At 34.2% G+C, this 18,135-nt stretch carries 18 protein-coding genes; 12 read left to right on the top strand and 6 right to left on the bottom strand.

Annotation, left to right across the window (positions count from 1 at the left end; all coding sequences use genetic code 11):
• Window positions 1-9: 9 nt before the first annotated feature.
• Window positions 10-1,035, bottom strand: coding sequence for a sensor histidine kinase (locus tag QWY86_RS12395; protein ID WP_290242588.1), 1,026 nt, complete (start codon window positions 1,033-1,035; stop codon window positions 10-12).
• Between the two features lie 246 nt (window positions 1,036-1,281).
• Between QWY86_RS12395 and QWY86_RS12390 the strand changes: the two genes are divergently transcribed.
• The 11 genes from QWY86_RS12390 to QWY86_RS12340 all read left to right on the top strand — a co-directional run bounded on the left by QWY86_RS12390 (window position 1,282) and on the right by QWY86_RS12340 (window position 11,218).
• On the top strand, window positions 1,282-1,539 hold the full coding sequence (locus QWY86_RS12390) for a hypothetical protein (protein WP_290242586.1): 258 nt from the start codon (window positions 1,282-1,284) through the stop codon (window positions 1,537-1,539).
• Window positions 1,540-1,541: 2 nt separating this feature from the next.
• Window positions 1,542-2,450 carry an ABC transporter ATP-binding protein gene (locus QWY86_RS12385; RefSeq protein WP_290242584.1) on the top strand — a complete coding sequence of 303 codons (909 nt, stop codon included), beginning with the start codon at window positions 1,542-1,544 and terminating at the stop codon, window positions 2,448-2,450.
• A gap of 1 nt (window position 2,451) precedes the next feature.
• The gene (locus tag QWY86_RS12380; RefSeq protein WP_290242582.1) at window positions 2,452-3,249 is read left to right on the top strand and encodes an ABC transporter permease; all 798 of its coding nucleotides are present in this window, start codon (window positions 2,452-2,454) and stop codon (window positions 3,247-3,249) included.
• Between the two features lie 323 nt (window positions 3,250-3,572).
• Window positions 3,573-5,165 carry a M28 family metallopeptidase gene (locus QWY86_RS12375; RefSeq protein WP_290242580.1) on the top strand — a complete coding sequence of 531 codons (1,593 nt, stop codon included), beginning with the start codon at window positions 3,573-3,575 and terminating at the stop codon, window positions 5,163-5,165.
• 371 nt (window positions 5,166-5,536) lie between these two features.
• Window positions 5,537-6,007, top strand: a complete 471-nt coding sequence (locus tag QWY86_RS12370) for a hypothetical protein (protein ID WP_290242579.1) — start codon at window positions 5,537-5,539, stop codon at window positions 6,005-6,007.
• A gap of 13 nt (window positions 6,008-6,020) precedes the next feature.
• Entirely contained in the window at window positions 6,021-6,677 is a 657-nt protein-coding gene (locus tag QWY86_RS12365) for a hypothetical protein (RefSeq protein ID WP_290242577.1), read from the top strand.
• A 47-nt stretch (window positions 6,678-6,724) separates the two neighbouring features.
• Complete coding sequence (locus QWY86_RS12360) at window positions 6,725-7,435, top strand: sensor histidine kinase (protein ID WP_290242575.1); 711 nt, start codon at window positions 6,725-6,727, stop codon at window positions 7,433-7,435.
• Window positions 7,436-7,439: 4 nt separating this feature from the next.
• A complete protein-coding gene (locus QWY86_RS12355; protein WP_290242573.1) occupies window positions 7,440-8,081 on the top strand; it encodes a response regulator in 642 nt (213 codons plus the stop codon).
• A 97-nt stretch (window positions 8,082-8,178) separates the two neighbouring features.
• Entirely contained in the window at window positions 8,179-8,556 is a 378-nt protein-coding gene (locus QWY86_RS12350; RefSeq protein ID WP_231458923.1) for a BlaI/MecI/CopY family transcriptional regulator, read from the top strand.
• Window positions 8,553-10,499, top strand: coding sequence for a M56 family metallopeptidase protein (locus QWY86_RS12345; protein ID WP_290242570.1), 1,947 nt, complete (start codon window positions 8,553-8,555; stop codon window positions 10,497-10,499). The genes QWY86_RS12350 and QWY86_RS12345 overlap by 4 nt, the downstream gene beginning before the upstream one ends.
• Window positions 10,500-10,528: 29 nt before the next feature.
• Window positions 10,529-11,218 (top strand): TonB-dependent receptor plug domain-containing protein, encoded by a 690-nt coding sequence (locus QWY86_RS12340; protein WP_290242568.1) that lies wholly within the window; start codon window positions 10,529-10,531, stop codon window positions 11,216-11,218.
• 426 nt (window positions 11,219-11,644) lie between these two features.
• Here the strand turns inward: QWY86_RS12340 and QWY86_RS12335 are convergent, their stop codons facing one another.
• The 3 genes from QWY86_RS12335 to QWY86_RS12325 all read right to left on the bottom strand — a co-directional run bounded on the left by QWY86_RS12335 (window position 11,645) and on the right by QWY86_RS12325 (window position 15,180).
• Window positions 11,645-12,415, bottom strand: a complete 771-nt coding sequence (locus QWY86_RS12335; RefSeq protein WP_290242566.1) for a succinate dehydrogenase/fumarate reductase iron-sulfur subunit — start codon at window positions 12,413-12,415, stop codon at window positions 11,645-11,647.
• 86 nt (window positions 12,416-12,501) lie between these two features.
• Window positions 12,502-14,481: a fumarate reductase/succinate dehydrogenase flavoprotein subunit gene (locus QWY86_RS12330; RefSeq protein WP_290242564.1), complete on the bottom strand. Its 1,980-nt coding sequence runs from the start codon at window positions 14,479-14,481 to the stop codon at window positions 12,502-12,504.
• Between the two features lie 30 nt (window positions 14,482-14,511).
• Window positions 14,512-15,180, bottom strand: coding sequence for a succinate dehydrogenase cytochrome b subunit (locus QWY86_RS12325; RefSeq protein ID WP_290242562.1), 669 nt, complete (start codon window positions 15,178-15,180; stop codon window positions 14,512-14,514).
• Between the two features lie 225 nt (window positions 15,181-15,405).
• On the opposite strand from QWY86_RS12325, the gene QWY86_RS12320 reads away from it, so the two are divergent.
• Window positions 15,406-16,530: a TlpA family protein disulfide reductase gene (locus QWY86_RS12320; RefSeq protein ID WP_290242560.1), complete on the top strand. Its 1,125-nt coding sequence runs from the start codon at window positions 15,406-15,408 to the stop codon at window positions 16,528-16,530.
• Window positions 16,531-16,600: 70 nt separating this feature from the next.
• On the opposite strand, the gene QWY86_RS12315 is transcribed toward QWY86_RS12320, so the two are convergent.
• Both QWY86_RS12315 and QWY86_RS12310 read right to left on the bottom strand, forming a co-directional pair.
• Window positions 16,601-16,792 (bottom strand): cold-shock protein, encoded by a 192-nt coding sequence (locus tag QWY86_RS12315; protein ID WP_231458916.1) that lies wholly within the window; start codon window positions 16,790-16,792, stop codon window positions 16,601-16,603.
• 304 nt (window positions 16,793-17,096) lie between these two features.
• Window positions 17,097-17,606: a hypothetical protein gene (locus tag QWY86_RS12310; protein WP_290242556.1), complete on the bottom strand. Its 510-nt coding sequence runs from the start codon at window positions 17,604-17,606 to the stop codon at window positions 17,097-17,099.
• Between the last annotated feature and the right edge of the window lie 529 nt (window positions 17,607-18,135).

Raw genomic sequence — 18,135 nt, 5'->3', positions numbered from 1 at the left:
ACTCCATTTTTATATATCAATCATTAGTTCACAAGTGTAGTGTGTAGGCGAATTTACAACATTTAATTTATATCTATCTGGATAAATAAGTTGTAATCTACGCTCAACATTTGGCAAACCCACGCCACCTTGCGCATCTTTATTTTGGTTGTTTTTCTTGTTAATTACACTAAAATGCAAAATCTTTTGGTTGGCGATAATATCAATTTTTACTGGTTCATTCACATCAGTAACTACACCATGTTTAAAGGCGTTTTCTACAAAAGAAATCAACATCAATGGAACAATTTTCTGATCATCAATTTCGCCATTTAAAGTCATTTCGATAAAGGCACCATCTTTAAACCTAATCTTTTGTAATTCGATATAATTTTTAAGATAATCAACTTCCTTACTCAAAGCTACAGTTGGGGTATTGCTTTCGTAAATCATGTAGCGCATAATTTCCGATAATTTCATTATTGCATCAGCCGTTTTATCTGATTTTTGATAAGCCAAAGAATAGATATTATTTAATGAATTAAAAAGAAAATGCGGATTTAACTGCGATTTCAAAAACTGAAGTTCCATCTCCCTACGTTCGCTTTCAAGATTGCGTTGAATACGTTCAGTAGCAAACCAATCGATTACAAATTTTATAATACAGCTTGAAATGAGGAAGAAGCCGCCTACAAAACATTTAAGAACAAAATATTCATTCAGATTAAAATCATTTTTCTGACCTCTGACAACCATCATATCAGCTGGATTCAAAACTGCAATAAGTGTTTTGATAAAAGCAACAATACCTATACTTAAAAAAAATATCAGTAAGTAAATCCAATATTTTTTCCGTTTTTTTATCAGCTCTGGTATTAAAAAAATATAGTTAATATAGAACATCGAAACATTCAGTAACCCAAACAAACCAAATGATATAAGTTCTCTTTTTAAGGTTACATTGCTGTTATTGGATAACATAATTACGATAGCACCAATTACTAAAATTGCCCAAAAAATGGAATGCAATATAACAGGACCTTTACTTTCTTTCATAAATTATTGCAAAAACGCGAGCCATACTGACTCACTATTTATTGTGCAACCAAAATAAATAAAGAAACTTGTAATTAACTACACAATCTACCAACTGGCATTTTTTTTCTACCAACGGCCCATCAGGCAAAATTTATCGACAAACGCCAAAATCACCTGTTCATCTATAATCTTTAACGCTTGGTATAATAGATTTTAGCACCCTGTTTTTCTTCTGTTTCTTTGAACTATCAAAACGAAACAATTATGAAATCATCATCTGCAAACAAAGTAAATAATACATTAATTACCGATAATGATTTCATTAACACAACTATAAATAAAACTATTATGAAAAAGTTAGCCAACACATCGCCATTTTTACTTTTATTATTACCAGTTTTTATGATGATGGTATTTACACTTACCATAAATACAAATCAAAACAGTGCAGAAGAAATAGTTGTTAAACCGGCTAAAACTTCGGGTTCAATTGTAAAACAAGCTACCGCTATTTTCAAATAGAGATGAGCGCTTTCGCAATAGAAACTGTTGGCCTAAATTTTAAATTTGGCAACCAAAACATTGTTAAAGATTTATCTTTACAAGTACCAAAAGGTAGCATTTATGGCTTCCTCGGACCAAACGGTGCTGGTAAAACCACTACAATAAAAATACTCTTAAACCTGCTTCAGTCTCCAGCCGATCAGGTTTTTATTTTTGGTAAAGAAATTAACCGAAATAGAATTGCAACACTCAAACGCGTTGGCGCATTAGTAGAACAACCTGCAATTTATGGGCATTTAACAGGTAAAGAAAACCTGGCTAATCGTTGCATTTTACTTGGCATTAACAAAAGTAAGTCTGCAGAAATGCTGGCGCTGGTTGGCTTAACTGACGCGGCTAATAAAAAAGCATCGAAATACTCATTGGGCATGAAACAAAGACTTGGAATTGCTTTGGCTTTAGTTTCTGATCCTGAACTTTTATTACTTGATGAACCAACAAACGGCTTAGACCCGAATGGTATTATCGAAGTTAGAAACTTAATGATTGAACTGGCCACAAAACATCATAAAACCATATTAGTTTCTAGCCATTTACTTGCAGAAATTGAACGTACCGCAACACATGTTGGCATAATAAACAAAGGGCAATTATTATTTCAGGGCACAATTGATGAACTTCATCAGCTTAGCAAACCAATGTTAGAAGTAGAAGTTAACGATACAACAAAAGCATCTGCCCTTTTAATTAAATCAGGTTATGAAGTTTCAGAAACCGACCATAAAAAACTCATTATTCCTTTCAAAAATAACGAAGAAAGCGCACAAATAAATATGCTTTTGGTGCAAAACGGATTTATGGTTTCTTCACTTTACAAACAAAGAAAAGATTTAGAAAATTTATTTATAGACATTACCAAAGCTAACTAATATGCGTTCTCTATACATTTCATTAATCTCCGAATTTTACAAATCAAGAAAAACACTGGCATTTTGGGCAGCAATATTGCTTCCGGTAATCATCTGCACTTTGGTATCATTTGGTTTTTACTCCAATGCCGATAAAGTTTTAGCTTTCAAGTTAAACGGTGTAATGCTTTGGGCAAGGTATAGTAGCGCAACACTTAACGTAATGGGGTTTCTAATCATGCCATTTTATGTAATTTTCATGGCGTTTTCAGTAAACAACATCGAACATAAAAACGATACCTGGAAAACACTTTTTGCGCAACCCTTAAACAAATTTTCTATTTATGCAGCTAAATATTTGTTCGCAGTGTTGCTCATCTTTATCTGCCTTTTACTTTTTGCAGGTTTAACGCAAGGCTTCGGCTATATATTACAAGCACTTATCCCAAAATACACTTTCAATCAGTACAATCCAACAACATTTCTTTTCAACTCTTACGCAAAACTCTTCCTTTCATCATTAGGCATACTATCACTACAATTTATATTAAGCCTTATCTGGTCAGATTTTTTAAAGCCAATGGGCGTAGGTTTTGTTGGTACAATTATGGGCATCGTAACTGCAAGCCTAAACTGGACTTATGCTTACTTAATTCCTTACAGTTTACCGGCACTTGCACTGCAAATAACGAAGGTTAAAAAAGGCGGCGACCCATTAGCGTTCGAAGTTTTTACTCGGGAAATCTACACCAGCGTAATTTTCGCAGCAATATTTTTTGTTATTGGCTATTTCGTTGTATCTAAAAAAAGTATAAAATAATTGTTTTGAAAAGCAATACCAACATTTCAATTAAAGTTAGTCCTTCTTTGCACTACAAGTACGCACCCTAAAAAACCAGTGCAATAATTTAAGCAATCTATAATAAAATAATATCCCTGCTTAAAACGGGGATTGCGGGCTTTTCGTTTCAATAAGGTTTATTTTACTTAAGCCTTTTAACTAAACTCGGTTTTGCAAGCATCCGAATAAAAGAAAACTGCTAAATGCAACTTAGTTACGATGTAAAAATCTCATTGTAAATAAGCCTAATAAGTTATCTTAAGCGTATTTTTAAGGCTAATAACCAACCTAACTTTATTAAAATGATTAAAAGATTTACTGCTACGGCATTGGCTTTAAGCTTATGCCTATCTCTTTTTGCACAAGATACACCCGACCCGGCAATGGTGCAAAAAATACGAAAAGAAGGACTAGATAATTCAAAGGTAATGGATATTGCCTTTAACCTAACAGATGTAAGCGGACCACGTTTATCAAACTCGCCTGGCTTAAAAAAAGCACAAGAATGGGCAATTAAACAACTTACAGACTGGGGTTTGAAAAACGCAAAGCTAGAATCGTGGGGAACGTTCGGTAAGGGTTGGCAAATCGATAAATATTATGCAGCTACAACATTACCATTCTACCATGCAATAATCGCATCGCCAAAAGCGTGGACTCCAGGAACAAACGGACCAATAAAATCAGAAGTTGTATTAATAAAAGCAGATAGCGTATCCGATTTAGCTAAGTATAAAGGCAAGTTAGCAGGTAAAATCGTGATGATGGATTCTGGAAACCCACTTCAAAGCGGCACTCGCCCTGATTTTGTACGCTATGCAGATAGTACATTGGCAAAAATGGCAGATGCGAAACCAACTCCGGCAGGAAACAGAGGTCAACGCCCTGGTGCAACAAATAACATGATGGCTCAAATGATGAAAATGAGAGAAGTCAGAGCAGCCATCAGCAGCATGCTTGTTGATGAAAAAGTTGGTTTAATTTTAACTTATGCTCGCGGCGGACAAGGAACCTTTTTCACCAGTAACGGCGCATCATATGCTTTAGATGCTAAACCAGTATCTCCAGAATTAGAAGTTGCAGCTGAAGATTATTTACACATTTTACGCCTTTTACGTGCCGGAAAACCAGTAGAAATCGAAGCAGACATCAAAACTTCTTTTTATACTCAAGACCCACAAGGTTATAATGTCATAGCAGAAATCCCAGGTACAGATAAAAAATTGAAAGAAGAATTGGTCATGATTGGTGGCCACTTCGACTCATGGCATGCAGCAACAGGTGCAACAGATAACGCTGCTGGTTCTGCCGTAATGATGGAAGCTGTACGTATTTTAAAAGCCATCGATTTTAAACCAAAACGCACCATCCGCATTGCTTTATGGAGTTCAGAAGAACAAGGCTTATTTGGCTCAAGAGGTTATGTTGCAAAGCATTTCGGTGACCCAAAAACGATGGTTTTAACACCAGACCAGAAAAAAATCTCAGCCTATTACAATTTAGATAATGGTACAGGAAAAATCCGTGGTATTTATTTGCAAGGTAATGAAGCAGCCGGGCCAATCTTTAAAAACTGGTTAGCACCATTTAATGATTTAGGTGCTACAACAGTAACGGTAAGCAACACTGGCGGAACAGATCACCAAGCTTTTGATGCAGTTGGCATTCCAGGGTTTCAATTTATTCAAGACCCAGCAGATTACAACACACGTACGCACCACAGTAATATGGATACCTACGACAGACTTGTAGAAGATGACTTGAAACAATCGGCAACTATTATTGCATCTTTTGTTTACAATACCTCACAACGCGATGCACAAATCCCAAGAAAAGCATTACCTGCTACTCCTGCTACAACATCAACAGGTACAACCGCACCATCAAGAAATTAATAAAATTATAAACTACAAAAAAAGGCCCACCATTTTCGGGGGCCTTTTTTTCGGGATTGTTTTTCATAAATCCTAACTATAACTAAAAATTTGAGAGATTGACCAAGTTTTATATTACAAGTGCCAACGTTATTTAGAGCAGTTAATATCTTTAAGCGATTTTATTAATATTCAAGTTTTGATTTATATTTACTCAATCGCTAAGTGATTTTTTCTTTTGCTATACCCAAAATTAAGTGCTACTCTATAAACAATTGTAGCATTAAACACCCTTTTTTAGAGGGTGTTTTTACGGTATGGCATAGGCTAAATTTACGGTAAGCATATTACGTAGAAATACCGAATTTTATAAATTAACATCCAAACAAATTATGACCAAAATCCAACTTGAAAAAGATGGCTTGAACAACACCATCCCAGTTTCTATTGCAAAAAAAATGACAGCTGCATTTAGAGAAAGTCAAAAAGCAGATGAAGGAACATTTACCGAAGCAGCGTGGCTTCCAGCTGTGCAGATTAAAAAATTAGCAGAAAAAGTAGCCGAATTTGAAGGCGATGGCGCTCGCATCTACTTTGCGAGATATACAAAGGAAATTATCGATTCTATTAACAAATTACAATATGGCGATAAGGTTCCAGATACCTATTGTGACATGAATACCATACTTATTGTAGTTACAAAAGTTATTGATGGTAAGCCTAGAACCGATTATTTCATAGATAAAAGTGTAGAGCAAGAACCAATTTGTGATGATGGAGGTCCAAATCCAACGGACCCTGAAAATAGATTAGATTTATGCCCATCGGTGTGTGATGATGGCAGCGAACTTATGAAACCATAATTAATATAATAAAATGTTAAGTTTATTTTCCATTGGTTCGATTATCATATCTATTTGCGCAGCATTGGCTCTAATATTTTTAATTAGAGACAAAAGTCCATTTTGGAAAATTATCACCTTAGGTTATATGGTTATTGTTTTATCAACAGAACTATTTGCAAAGTACATCGGAAGATTATACCATAGTAATATTGTTGTATATAATATTTATACAATAATTGAGCTTACTTATATAACTTATGCATTTTACTATTTTCTAAAAGAGTTCAGAGACATAAAAAAACTTATTGTACCTATATATATATTTATTATGGCAATATATATTGGATTTACCTTAACACATGATATTGTAAGAGATTACAATTCGATAACTGTTAGCATTATGTCTGTAGTTTTTGTAATTTATGGTCTACTGTATTTTTATTTGCTGCTAAAAGACGAGAAATATATTGACCTCAAATTTCACCCGGCATTTTGGTGGGTTGGCGGGGCAATAATTTTTTATTTTGGAGGCACTTTAGCCAACTTTTTTAATGATGTAATTCAGCAAAAGTTTTTAGGCAAATACAATACTCGACACATCATTTATACCACCTTAAACATATTATTATATGGCTTTTGGTCTTATTCATTTATATGCAGAGCACGTCAACGGACAATATGTCCATAATTTTATTTGCATCATTAGTTTTTCTTTTGATGCCAATATTCTTATTGATGTACATCAGATCTTATAATCGCCACAAAAAAAAACACTTTGTGGAGAAAGAAAATATGCGTCAAAAATTTGAGGCAGAAATATTAAAAACCCATATAGAAGTTCAGGACCAAACGATGCAAACCATTGCAACCGAACTACATGACAATATTGGGCAACTATTAAGCTTAACAACTTTAACGCTTAATTCCATTCAAATTACTGATAATCAAAAAGCCAGTGAAAAGATATCCAATTCATTATCGCTGGTAAGCAAATCAATAAAAGAAATACGGGAATTAGCTAAAATTTTACATGGAGAACAAATTGTTGAATCTGGAATTGGGAACGCAATTGAGCAAGAAATAAGTTGGCTACGCAAAGTTGAGGGCTACACACTTCAAGTTACAAACGATTTACTTCATGTAAGCACAACTTCTCCAGATAAGGATTTAATCATCTTGAGATTACTGCAAGAGATAATAAATAACATTATCAAACATGCGCAAGCAAGTACAATTCAGATAGATACCGGCTTAAAAAATGATTTACTTTTATTAACTATAAAAGAAAATGGCGTTGGATTTGATTACCAAGAAGCCAGAAAACGCAAAGGCGGTTTAGGTTTAAATTCAATACAAAAACGGGTTGAAATGATAAATGGTAAAATAGATGTAATTTCAGCTTCAGAAAAAGGCACATCAATTTTTATAGAAATTCCATATCCATAATATTATGACCACAACTACATTCTACATAGCGATAGTCGATGACCACACACTTTTCCGTCAAGGTTTGGCAAATCTTTTATCTGAATTTGATGAAATAAACGTTGTATTTCAGGCTACAAACGGTGTAGATATGCAAACGCAGATAAAACAGCACAAAGATGTACAGTTGGTGCTAATGGATATTAACATGCCTGTAATGGATGGATATGCAGCAACCAGGTTTATAAAGGAAGAATATCCTGATGTAAAAGTCTTAGCCTTAAGCATGCATGAAGAAGAAAAAGCAATTATTGAAATGCTAAAAGCCGGAGCCGGGGGTTATATTTTAAAAGGCTCTACCCCATCTGATTTGGTAATTGCGATAAAAGCAATAATTGAAAAAGGATTTTTCATTAACGAAATGGTATCTGGTAGGTTATTATTCTCACTTAAAAAGGAAGATCCGAAACCAATAATTACAGAAAAAGAGCTAACATTTTTACAGTATTGCAGTACAGAGCTCACTTACAAGGAAATAGCAGATCTAATGAACATTAGCCCAAGAACTGTAGATAACTATAGAGAATCCCTCTTTGCCAAGCTAAATATCAAAACCCGAACCGGACTTGTAGTTTATGGTATCAAAAACGATTTGATAAAAATATAGGAATTATTAAGGGTAAAAATTTGCGCAACTAATCAATTAGTTCTATCTTTAATATAACGAGTAAAATTTTTACTCATTCCTATAATCAAAAAATAAAATGGATATTAAAGATTTAACCAAGGCCGAAGAGCAAATAATGCAAGTTTTATGGCAGTTGGAAAAAGCATTTGTTAAAGAGGTAATCGATGAGTTACCCATTCCAAAACCTGCTTACAATACAGTTTCAACAATAATCAGAATTTTAGAAACTAAAGGTTTTATAGGGCATGAAGCCTTTGGCAAAGCACACCAATACCACCCCTTAATTAGCAAAGAAGAATATAAACGCCACGCAACAGAGAAATTACTTGGTAATTATTTTGAAAACTCTGTAGAAAGTATGTTTTCGTTCTTTGTAAAAGAGGAGAAGTTAGATTTAAGTGATGTGGATGAAATTCTTAAAATGATTAATAAGATTAAACACAAACCAAAATGAGTTTCGCCCATTACCTTTTGCAGGTAAACTTGTACCTAATCGTATTTTACGGATTTTATAAATTATTATTAGACAAGGAAACCTACTTCACCTTAAACCGAATTTATTTGGTTGCTGCAGGCTTTTTATCTTTACTTATACCATTTATACGTTTAGAATGGTTAACAGTACAAAAAGCCGCTCAACAAGTTTACACTACCGTTAAGTGGGATGCAGTTTTGGAAAAAGCAACAATTGTTGCTGATGCGCAAGAGGGATTTAACTGGGCAAACTTAGTGGTTAGCATTTATTGTGCAGGCATTTTATTCTTTCTGTTTAGATTAATAATTAACCTGCTATTTGTTAAAAGGCTTTTAAAGAACGTTAAACAAGGTTCGGCGTTTTCGTTCTTCGGTAAGAAAATTATAGATATTTCTTTACCAAACCGCGATGTTATTGATAGCCACGAAGAGGCTCATATAAAACAATGGCATAGTTTAGATGTTTTATTTTTCGAAGTTGTAGGGATACTTACCTGGTTAAATCCGGTAATTTATTTTTACAAAAAAAGCATTAAAAACATACACGAATTTTTAGCTGATGAGCACGCAGCGAATTATCAAGGAGATAAGACGGAGTATGCAATGCTTATTTTGAGTAAATCTTTTGGTATAAATCAAAGTACTTTAACCAGTAATTTTTTCGAAAAATCGCTTGTTAAGAAACGTATTTACATGCTTCATAAAGAGCGTTCGAAGAAAACTGCTGTCGTTAAGTATGGAATTTTTATTCCGCTATTTGCAATATCTATTGTATTCTCTTCAGCTACAATTCGTAAAAACGAAAACCTACTTTCTTTTGCAGAACAAATCCCATTAGATAAGCCAATAGATTTAGTTGAAGAATTGGTGATTAAGCCCCTGAAAATAGTTACCCCTGAAAAAACTAAAACTGTTGCCAAACATGCTCCCATTACAAATAATTGGGAAGATTTCTATTCCTTTTTAAGCAAGAACATTAAGTATCCCCAAAATGCACAACAAAAAGCTTTGGAAGGTACTACTCACATTATGTTTACGGTTAAAAATGGCAAAATAACCGACTTAGGCTCGAAGCAAGATTTAGGTGAAGGTTGTGATGAAGAAGTGATGAAAAACATTTTGGCCTACAAAAACTTTAAGAATGTTAAAGATGGAAATTATGCTTTTAAAGTATCCTTCAATTTAGGTCAATCTCAATTAAACTCCGAAGAACAATCTCAAAACATCGATGGTTACAAAGAAATATCCTCGCTTCAAATTATAGGCTATGTGGGCGAAAAGAAAGAAGAGGAAGTTGAAAAAACAGAAAAGGTTTATGATTTTGTATCAATAGAAAAGCAACCTGAATATCATGGAGGTATGAAAAATTTCTATGATTACTTAAGTAAAAGCATTAAATATCCTGAAGATGCTCAAGCTAACAATGTGCAAGGCAAAGTACATTTATCCTTTACAGTAGAGAAAAATGGAAAGCTTACGGATATAAAAATTGTAAAAGGATTAAGTGAAAGTACAAATGACGAAGCAGCAAGGGTATTAAATCAATCTCCAAATTGGATTCCAGGTATTCAAAATGGGAAACCAGTAAGGGTTAAGTATAATTTGTTCATAAATTTCACGCTAGATAGTTCACCAAAATTAAAATCAGCATCACCAGAAAGTACAAGAGTATCTTTTAAAGGCATACAAAATTTAAATAGCAGCGCCAATAGTCCTTTAGTTGTATTAGATGGCGTTACACAAGGTAAAGATGCGCTGAAATTTATAAGAACCGAAAGCATAGAATCGATATCCGTATTAAGAGATGAAGCCGCCACAATGCTCTACGGAACAAAAGGTGTGAACGGCGTTATATTAATTACATCAAAAGTTGATAAGAATAATTCATTCAAATCAGCTGATAATAAAATCTCTTCAAACTAATCGATTAATGAATAGCTAAATCAACTAAGATGAAAAAAATATTCTTTTTAATCACACTTACCGCAACAATTGCATACACAAGTGCATTTAGTCAGGTAAAAAGCGATTCTTCAAGTGTTGAGAATATAGGTATAAAAATAAAGAGCTTTAATTCTGCTCAACCGATAATTTATACTGTAGATGGAATTAAACAATTTAATATAGATTTTGTCAATAGTATCAACCCAAATGAGATAAGTGAAATTCATGTACTAAAAAGTGATGATGCAATAAAAATATTTGGTATTGAAGCCAAAGGTGGGTGTGTTTTGATTACAACTAAAGCAGGTAAAAATTCTGCAAGCAATATTGAACAACTGGCTAAGCTTAATGCCTTAGGCATTAAATATGGCACAAATAAAATATCTGATTTAGCAATTGGTTCCAGAAAAGAAATAGACAGTTCTTCAACAACTTTTAACACCGGCAATAGTACTATAAATATTAAAGGTCTTAAATCTACAAATAAAATAAATCAGCCACTTTATATTGTAGACGGAACAAAAATCGAAAACGGATCTATAGAGTTTTTAGATCCTACTACAATTCAATCGGTTACTATTGTTAAAGATAACAGTGCTATCAAAAACTACGGTTTGTCTGCATCAAATGGTGTTGTTTTAATTACAACCAAGCCATTAAAAAAACAAGATCCAAGAACAGAGCTCGATAAAAATTAGCACATATTTAATTTAGCAAGCAAAGTTTTACGATATTCTAAATATTCTGAAACACAAAGCCCGGCAAAAAATTGTCGGGCTTTTATGTTTTCTCTCCTGTCTCGGAACAATAAATTTATAAAATCTTTAATGTATATACAAATTTTACAAAATAAAATTTTTATTTAAATAGATTATTAATATGCAAACATAGATTTTTTACTCATTTTACGAATTATTATTTGTCTGCTTAATTTACCAATGGTTTCGAAAAAACATAAATTACTTTCGATTATTTACATCGAATTATCTTTCATTTTATAATTTCAAAAAAGTGCTTTTGTTTAATTATTCTTTAAAATTTACGTTTTTTTTTTAAAGAAGACAAAAAAAGCCCCCACGAAGTGGAGGCTTAACAATTCCAATTTAATGGAATGGCACAGTATTTTAAACTTCTTCTTCGCTAACGAATTTTGCTGATGCAAAATCACGATTCATTCGAGCGATATTTTCTAAAGAGATACCTTTTGGACACTCAGCTTCGCAAGCACCAGTATTTGTACAGTTACCAAAACCTTCTTCGTCCATTTGCGCAACCATGCTCTGTACGCGACGATAACGCTCTGGCTGACCTTGTGGTAATAAAGCCAATTGAGATATCTTTGCTGAAACAAAAAGCATTGCTGAAGCATTTTTACAAGTAGCAACACAAGCACCACAACCAATACAAGCAGCAGCCTCAAAAGCAGCATCAGCTTTAGCTTTTGGAATTGGCAAGTTGTTTGCATCTTGTGCATTACCAGTATTAACCGATACGAAACCTCCCGACGCGATAATACGATCAAAAGCAGAACGATCTACAGCTAAATCTTTAATTACCGGAAATGCTTTTGCTCTCCAAGGCTCTACAACAATAGTATCGCCATCTTTAAAAGAACGCATGTGTAACTGACAAGTTGTTACTAAATCTTTTGGTCCGTGTGGTTGCCCGTTAATGAACATTGAACACATACCGCAAATTCCCTCTCTACAATCGTGGTCAAATACAACTGGTTCTTCACCTTTAGTAATTAATTGTTCGTTTAAAACGTCAAACATCTCTAAGAAAGACATGTCTGGAGAAATTTCAGAAAGCTTATAATCAACCAGTTTCCCTGCTGATTTGCTGTTTTTTTGACGCCAAACTTGTAGCGTTAAATTCATATTTCCTGTACTCATCTTGTTCAGATTTAAGTATCGAGTAACAAGTATCGAGCATCAAGATTTTCATTCAACTCTTGATACTTGATACTCATCTCTTGCTACTATTTATAATTTCTTTGTGCTACCTTAATATTTTCGTAAATCAATTCTTCTTTATGTAATTCGAATTCACTTACACCCTTGTATTCCCAAGCTGCTACGTATGCGTAGTTTTCGTCGTCGCGTTTTGCTTCGCCTTCTTCAGTTTGGTGTTCCTCTCTAAAGTGACCGCCACAGCTTTCTTCTCTGTTTAGGGCATCTTTACACATCAATTCTCCTAATTCAATAAAATCCGCAACGCGATGTGCTTTTTCTAATTCAGGGTTAAATTCATCTGCCGAACCTGGCACTTTAACATCAGCCCAAAATTCTCTACGTAAATCTTGAATTTCTTGTATAGCCTGTGTTAAACCTTCTCTGTTACGAGCCATACCACATTTTTCCCACATAATGTGGCCTAATCTTTTGTGGAAATGATCTACAGATTTAGTTCCGTTTATACTTAAAAACTTATCGATAGTAGCTTTTACCTCGTTTTCTGCTTCCACAAAAGCTGGATGGTCTAGAGGAATTGGTTTAGTTGCTAATTCTTTAGATAAGTAAGAACCAATTGTATATGGCAATACAAAATATCCATCAGCCAAACCTTGCATTAATGCCGAAGCACCTAAACGGTTAGCACCGTGGTCTGAGAAGTTAGCTTCACCAGTACAATACAAACCTGGAATAGTTGTCATTAAATCATAATCAACCCAAACACCACCCATGGTATAGTGTACCGCAGGGTAAATACGCATTGGCGTTTCATAAGGATTTTCGCCTGTGATTTGCGCATACATGTCGAACAAGTTACCGTACTTTTCTTTAATTACGGCAGTTCCCAAGCGCATGCAAGTTTCTTTGTCAGGATTATGGTTACCAGCTTTTGAGGCTTCGATACGACCATAACGTTCTGTATTTGCTTTGAAATCTAGATATACTGCTAATTTAGAAGTACCTACGCCGTAACCAGCATCGCAACGCTCTTTAGCGGCACGAGATGCTACGTCACGAGGTACCAAGTTACCAAAAGCAGGGTAACGACGCTCTAAATAGTAATCTCTTTCATCCTCAGGAATATCAGAAGCTTTACGAGTATCATCTTTCTTTTTAGGCACCCAAATACGCCCATCGTTACGTAACGACTCTGACATCAAAGTTAATTTTGATTGGTGATCGCCAGAAACTGGGATACAAGTAGGGTGAATTTGTGTATAGCAAGGATTTGCGAAGAAAGCTCCTTTTTTGTGTACTTTCCAAGCTGCTGTAACGTTACTTCCCATTGCATTGGTAGATAAGTAGAATACGTTTCCGTAACCACCAGTACCTAAAACCACCGCATGACCGAAGTGACGTTCTAACTCGCCAGTAATTAAGTTACGAGCGATAATACCACGAGCTTTACCATCAATCACAACAACATCAAGCATTTCGTGACGGGTGTACATTTGTACTTTACCCATGCCCACTTGGCGCTCTAAAGCAGAGTAAGCCCCTAACAATAACTGCTGACCAGTTTGTCCAGCTGCGTAAAATGTACGTTGTACTTGTGTACCACCGAAAGAACGGTTATCTAACAAACCACCGTATTCGCGAGCCAAAGGCACACCTTGAGCGACACATTGGTCGATGATGTTTGCACTAACCTCAGCTAAACGATGTACGTTAGCTTCGCGTGCTCTATAATCACCACCTTTGATGGTATCGTAAAACAAACGGTAAGTACTATCACCATCATTTTGATAGTTTTTTGCAGCATTGATACCACCCTGAGCAGCAATTGAGTGTGCTCTACGAGGTGAATCCTGAAAACAAAAACATTTTACTTTGTAGCCCATTTCTGCTAATGTAGCCGCTGCAGACGCACCCGCTAAACCAGAACCCACTACAATTACTTCTAAGCTTCTTTTGTTCGATGGATTAACCAACGGCACAGAAGATTTATATTTTGTCCACTTTTGGGTTAATTCGCCCGCAGGGATGTTTGAATTTAATTTCGACATTTACTTAATCTTTTAATTAAACGTTTCGGTTTAGCTAATCCAACCTAAATAGATTGAAATTGGCATTAATGCAAAAATGATAGGTACGATAATCGAAAACCATACACCTACTGTTTTTACAACTGGTGTCCATTTTTTGTGGTTCCAGCCCATCGTTTGAAAAGACGATTGAAAACCATGCAACAAATGATAACCTAAAGATATTACGCCTAATACGTAAATTACAACTACCCAAAGCTCTTGGAAAATAGCTACAATACCATGAAAAGTATTGTGTTCCTCATGCGAGAAAACAGCAACTTTTGTTGGCCACCAAAAATGGTAAAGGTGTAGAACCAAGAACATTAAAATTAGTGTACCCAATAAACCCATGCTACGAGAATACCACTTGCTATTGGCTTGTGGCTTATTGTAAGCATATTTTTCTGGCCTTGCCGCATTATTTTGTGCAGTAAGAATTATCGCTTGAATAATGTGCAAGATAATTCCGGCGAACAATCCTACTTCCATAATGCGGATTACGATGTTGTGACTCATAAAATTGGCAACAACATTGAAGGTTTCTCCACCGTCATTTACAAAAATTAGCGCATTTATAGATACGTGAACAACAAGGAACGAAACCAAGAAAAGCCCCGTTAGCCCCATTACAAACTTTCTACCTATAGATGATGTAAAAGCTTTACTTAAACTACTCATTAGATTATTTTTATTTATAATACTTGTGCAAAAGTATTTAATTATGAGTTCAATTTATAAACGAATATGACAAAACAACGATAAAACATTTATTTAGAAACATTCTAAAAGCAATTCGTAATTTTACGATTTAAATACCTCTTTTAGCAGCCTAGAAAAATATTTATAAAATTCCAAATATCAACTAAGCTTTTCGTTATATTGCGTTAGTAAAATTATTCTTTCATGAAAAAAATCCTACTCACGCTTTTAACAGCAATTCTTTTCTACTCTTGCAACAATGGCCCGGCTGTGTTTACTTTAACTGCCAAAAATTTTTCCAAAAACGCAACAGTAAGTATTATTTCAGCTCAAAATTGGGAAACACTAAAAGTTGAGAACATAAAAGAGAATGAACAAACATTTCAGGTTAATTTACCTAAGGAAGGATTTGCCGAACTCAAAATTGAAAATGGAATGATGGATGAAAGAAACTATTGGTTCTATTTAGAAAGTGGCAAATATGATTTGATACTTGATGGAAATGATAAATCAAAATATCCTTTTAAAGAAACTCGCAATAAAGAAACGAATGATTTTACTAATTTCTATGCAATAAAAAACAGCCTAAACAAACCAATAAAAGACAGTTTAAGAATTGCACAGAAGTCTGTTGATGAAGCTAACTTGATTAATATTAATGAAAGAGTTGATGTGCTAGCAGATTTATTGGAAAGGGATAAAACTTTAAATCTATCGGCTATCGAGGCTTTCGCAAAGAAACATCCAAAATCTTCAAACACAATATTTTTACTCGACCAATTAGGTGTAACAGATTTGAACAGCGTTCAATTTGGAAAAATATTTAATTATTTGGATCAGGAGCAACAGAATAGTAAAGCAGGAAAAAAGTTATTAGAGGAAATTACATTAATTAACAAAATGAAGCCTGGGAATACATTTGAGCGTATTGCTGGCGAAACTCCGGACGGAAAAACTTTTAGTAAGGAAATTTTTAAGAAGCTAAACCTTGTATTTGTTTGGACCTCATATAACCATCGCTGTAGAGAAAACAACAAACAACTGAGAAGCCTATATGATAAATACAAAAACCAGGGCGTAGAATTTATTGGAGTTTCTTTAGATAATAAAAGAAATTGGTGGGTTAATGTAATCAGAGATGATAAATTGACCTGGCCGCAATTTTCTGATTTGAAAGGGGCAAAATCTCCAAACGCTAAAAACATTGGAGATTATAAAGTGCCATATTTTATGCTATTGGATAAAAGAGGGAAAATTTTATTGAGTGATGATTTAAGTATTGATTTTCTAGAAAAAGATATAGAAAGGTTTTTAAAACAGCAAAGCTGATAAAATGTAACCCAAAAAAAAAGTCCCGATTTGCATCGGGACTTTTTACGATTTATGTATTCGAGTTTTCTTAAGCTACTTTAACATTTACCGCGTTTAAGCCTTTTCTACCTTCTTCAACTTCGTAAGTTACAGAATCGTTCTCACGAACGTTGTCGATTAAGCCTGAAGCATGAACAAAAATTTCGGCATCGCCATTTGCTGGGATAATAAATCCGAAACCTTTAGTTTCATTAAAAAATTTTACTGTTCCTTGTTGCATTATATTGTATTTTAATTTGCCATAAAGGTATGGTTAAATACCTATAAATCAATTTTATATTTTTTTAAAAGTGAATTAATTGCAAAAGTATTGGCTTATTGGCTGTTAAGTGCTGTTTATAGAACTATTTAGCTCATCTGTGCTCGATTTATAGCCAGATTTTATTACTAAAGCACAGTCAAAATACCTTTTCTTTTCTACTTTTCTGCCTAAAAACCGTAGTTGTATATAAAATTAATTTTGGGATTTTGACATTGCATCTTAAGATTTAAATATTTACAGGCTGTTTATTATAACGCGGGCATTAATCGTAAACAAGTACTTTATTTTTCTCGTACTTAATTACCAAATCATTTGTCATCCTCACCATAAAGGTTTCATTAAAATCGTCCCGAAAATCGTAGCTTACGATAAGCATATCGCCAACAATTTCGTGTAATAATAATTTTGAACTGGTGTAAGTAATCGATACCACATGCCCGGCCTTATTTTTCAAATCAGAAGCAAAGATTTTCAAATCAGCTAAATCAAATAAAATAGATTTTCCGGCTTCATCATTCAAAATCGGCATTTTATTATTAAGCGAAGCAATAGTGTTCATCGCTGAATAATGTAATTTCTGATGCAATAACTTCGCCTTTTCGCTTGCATTTTCCATCTGTGCAAAAGTGTGCAAACTATTATCGGGATTGTATATTTTAGATTTTTTCTGAAATTCTTCATAAGTATCGTGAAATATCCGACGCTCAAAATCCGTTTTGCACATGAAATTAAAATATTGTGTAGCGCTGAGGTTGATGTAAGCTAAAGCCATAATATTCTGTTTTTTACTAAATCAAATATGAAATATTTAGATTTTTAAATAATAAAGTATCGGTAACACTTCTAATCAATCGTTAAACCGCTAAACTAAACGCTGTGTATCGATTTAATATAAATGCTTTTACTATAAAACGAGGAATTACATCAAATCGCTTCACTTCAATAAAATAAATTGTTTGCAGAAAGCAGATTTTGCGCATTAGGCATCGTTCGCTAATGTTTAAATTTTATAGGTTGACCTAAGTAAATTAGACCCGACATAAATGTAAAGCCCGGAAACCGAGGTACGAGGTTGAGGACTTGAAATATTGGCGGGACTGCTGTAACCGATGAGCAATGAATATGCTCTTCAAATGAATTCTTTAAACATTTTTAAAATTAGAAAAACAATTGCTGCGATCATGGCTGCCGAAAGTCCCGCTCTCCGCTTTATCCCGAGAAATTCGGGATGTTCGCTGCCATCGGGCTTAGGTAAATTGGCCTTCGCAAAAAAACAAAAAATACAAAGCGCTAAATACATT

This window comes from Pedobacter aquatilis (genome assembly GCF_030409415.1).
Taxonomy (GTDB): domain Bacteria; phylum Bacteroidota; class Bacteroidia; order Sphingobacteriales; family Sphingobacteriaceae; genus Pedobacter; species Pedobacter aquatilis.
The sequence above is the reverse complement of the archived record's forward strand: the minus strand, read 5'-3'. Positions and strand labels throughout refer to the sequence as shown.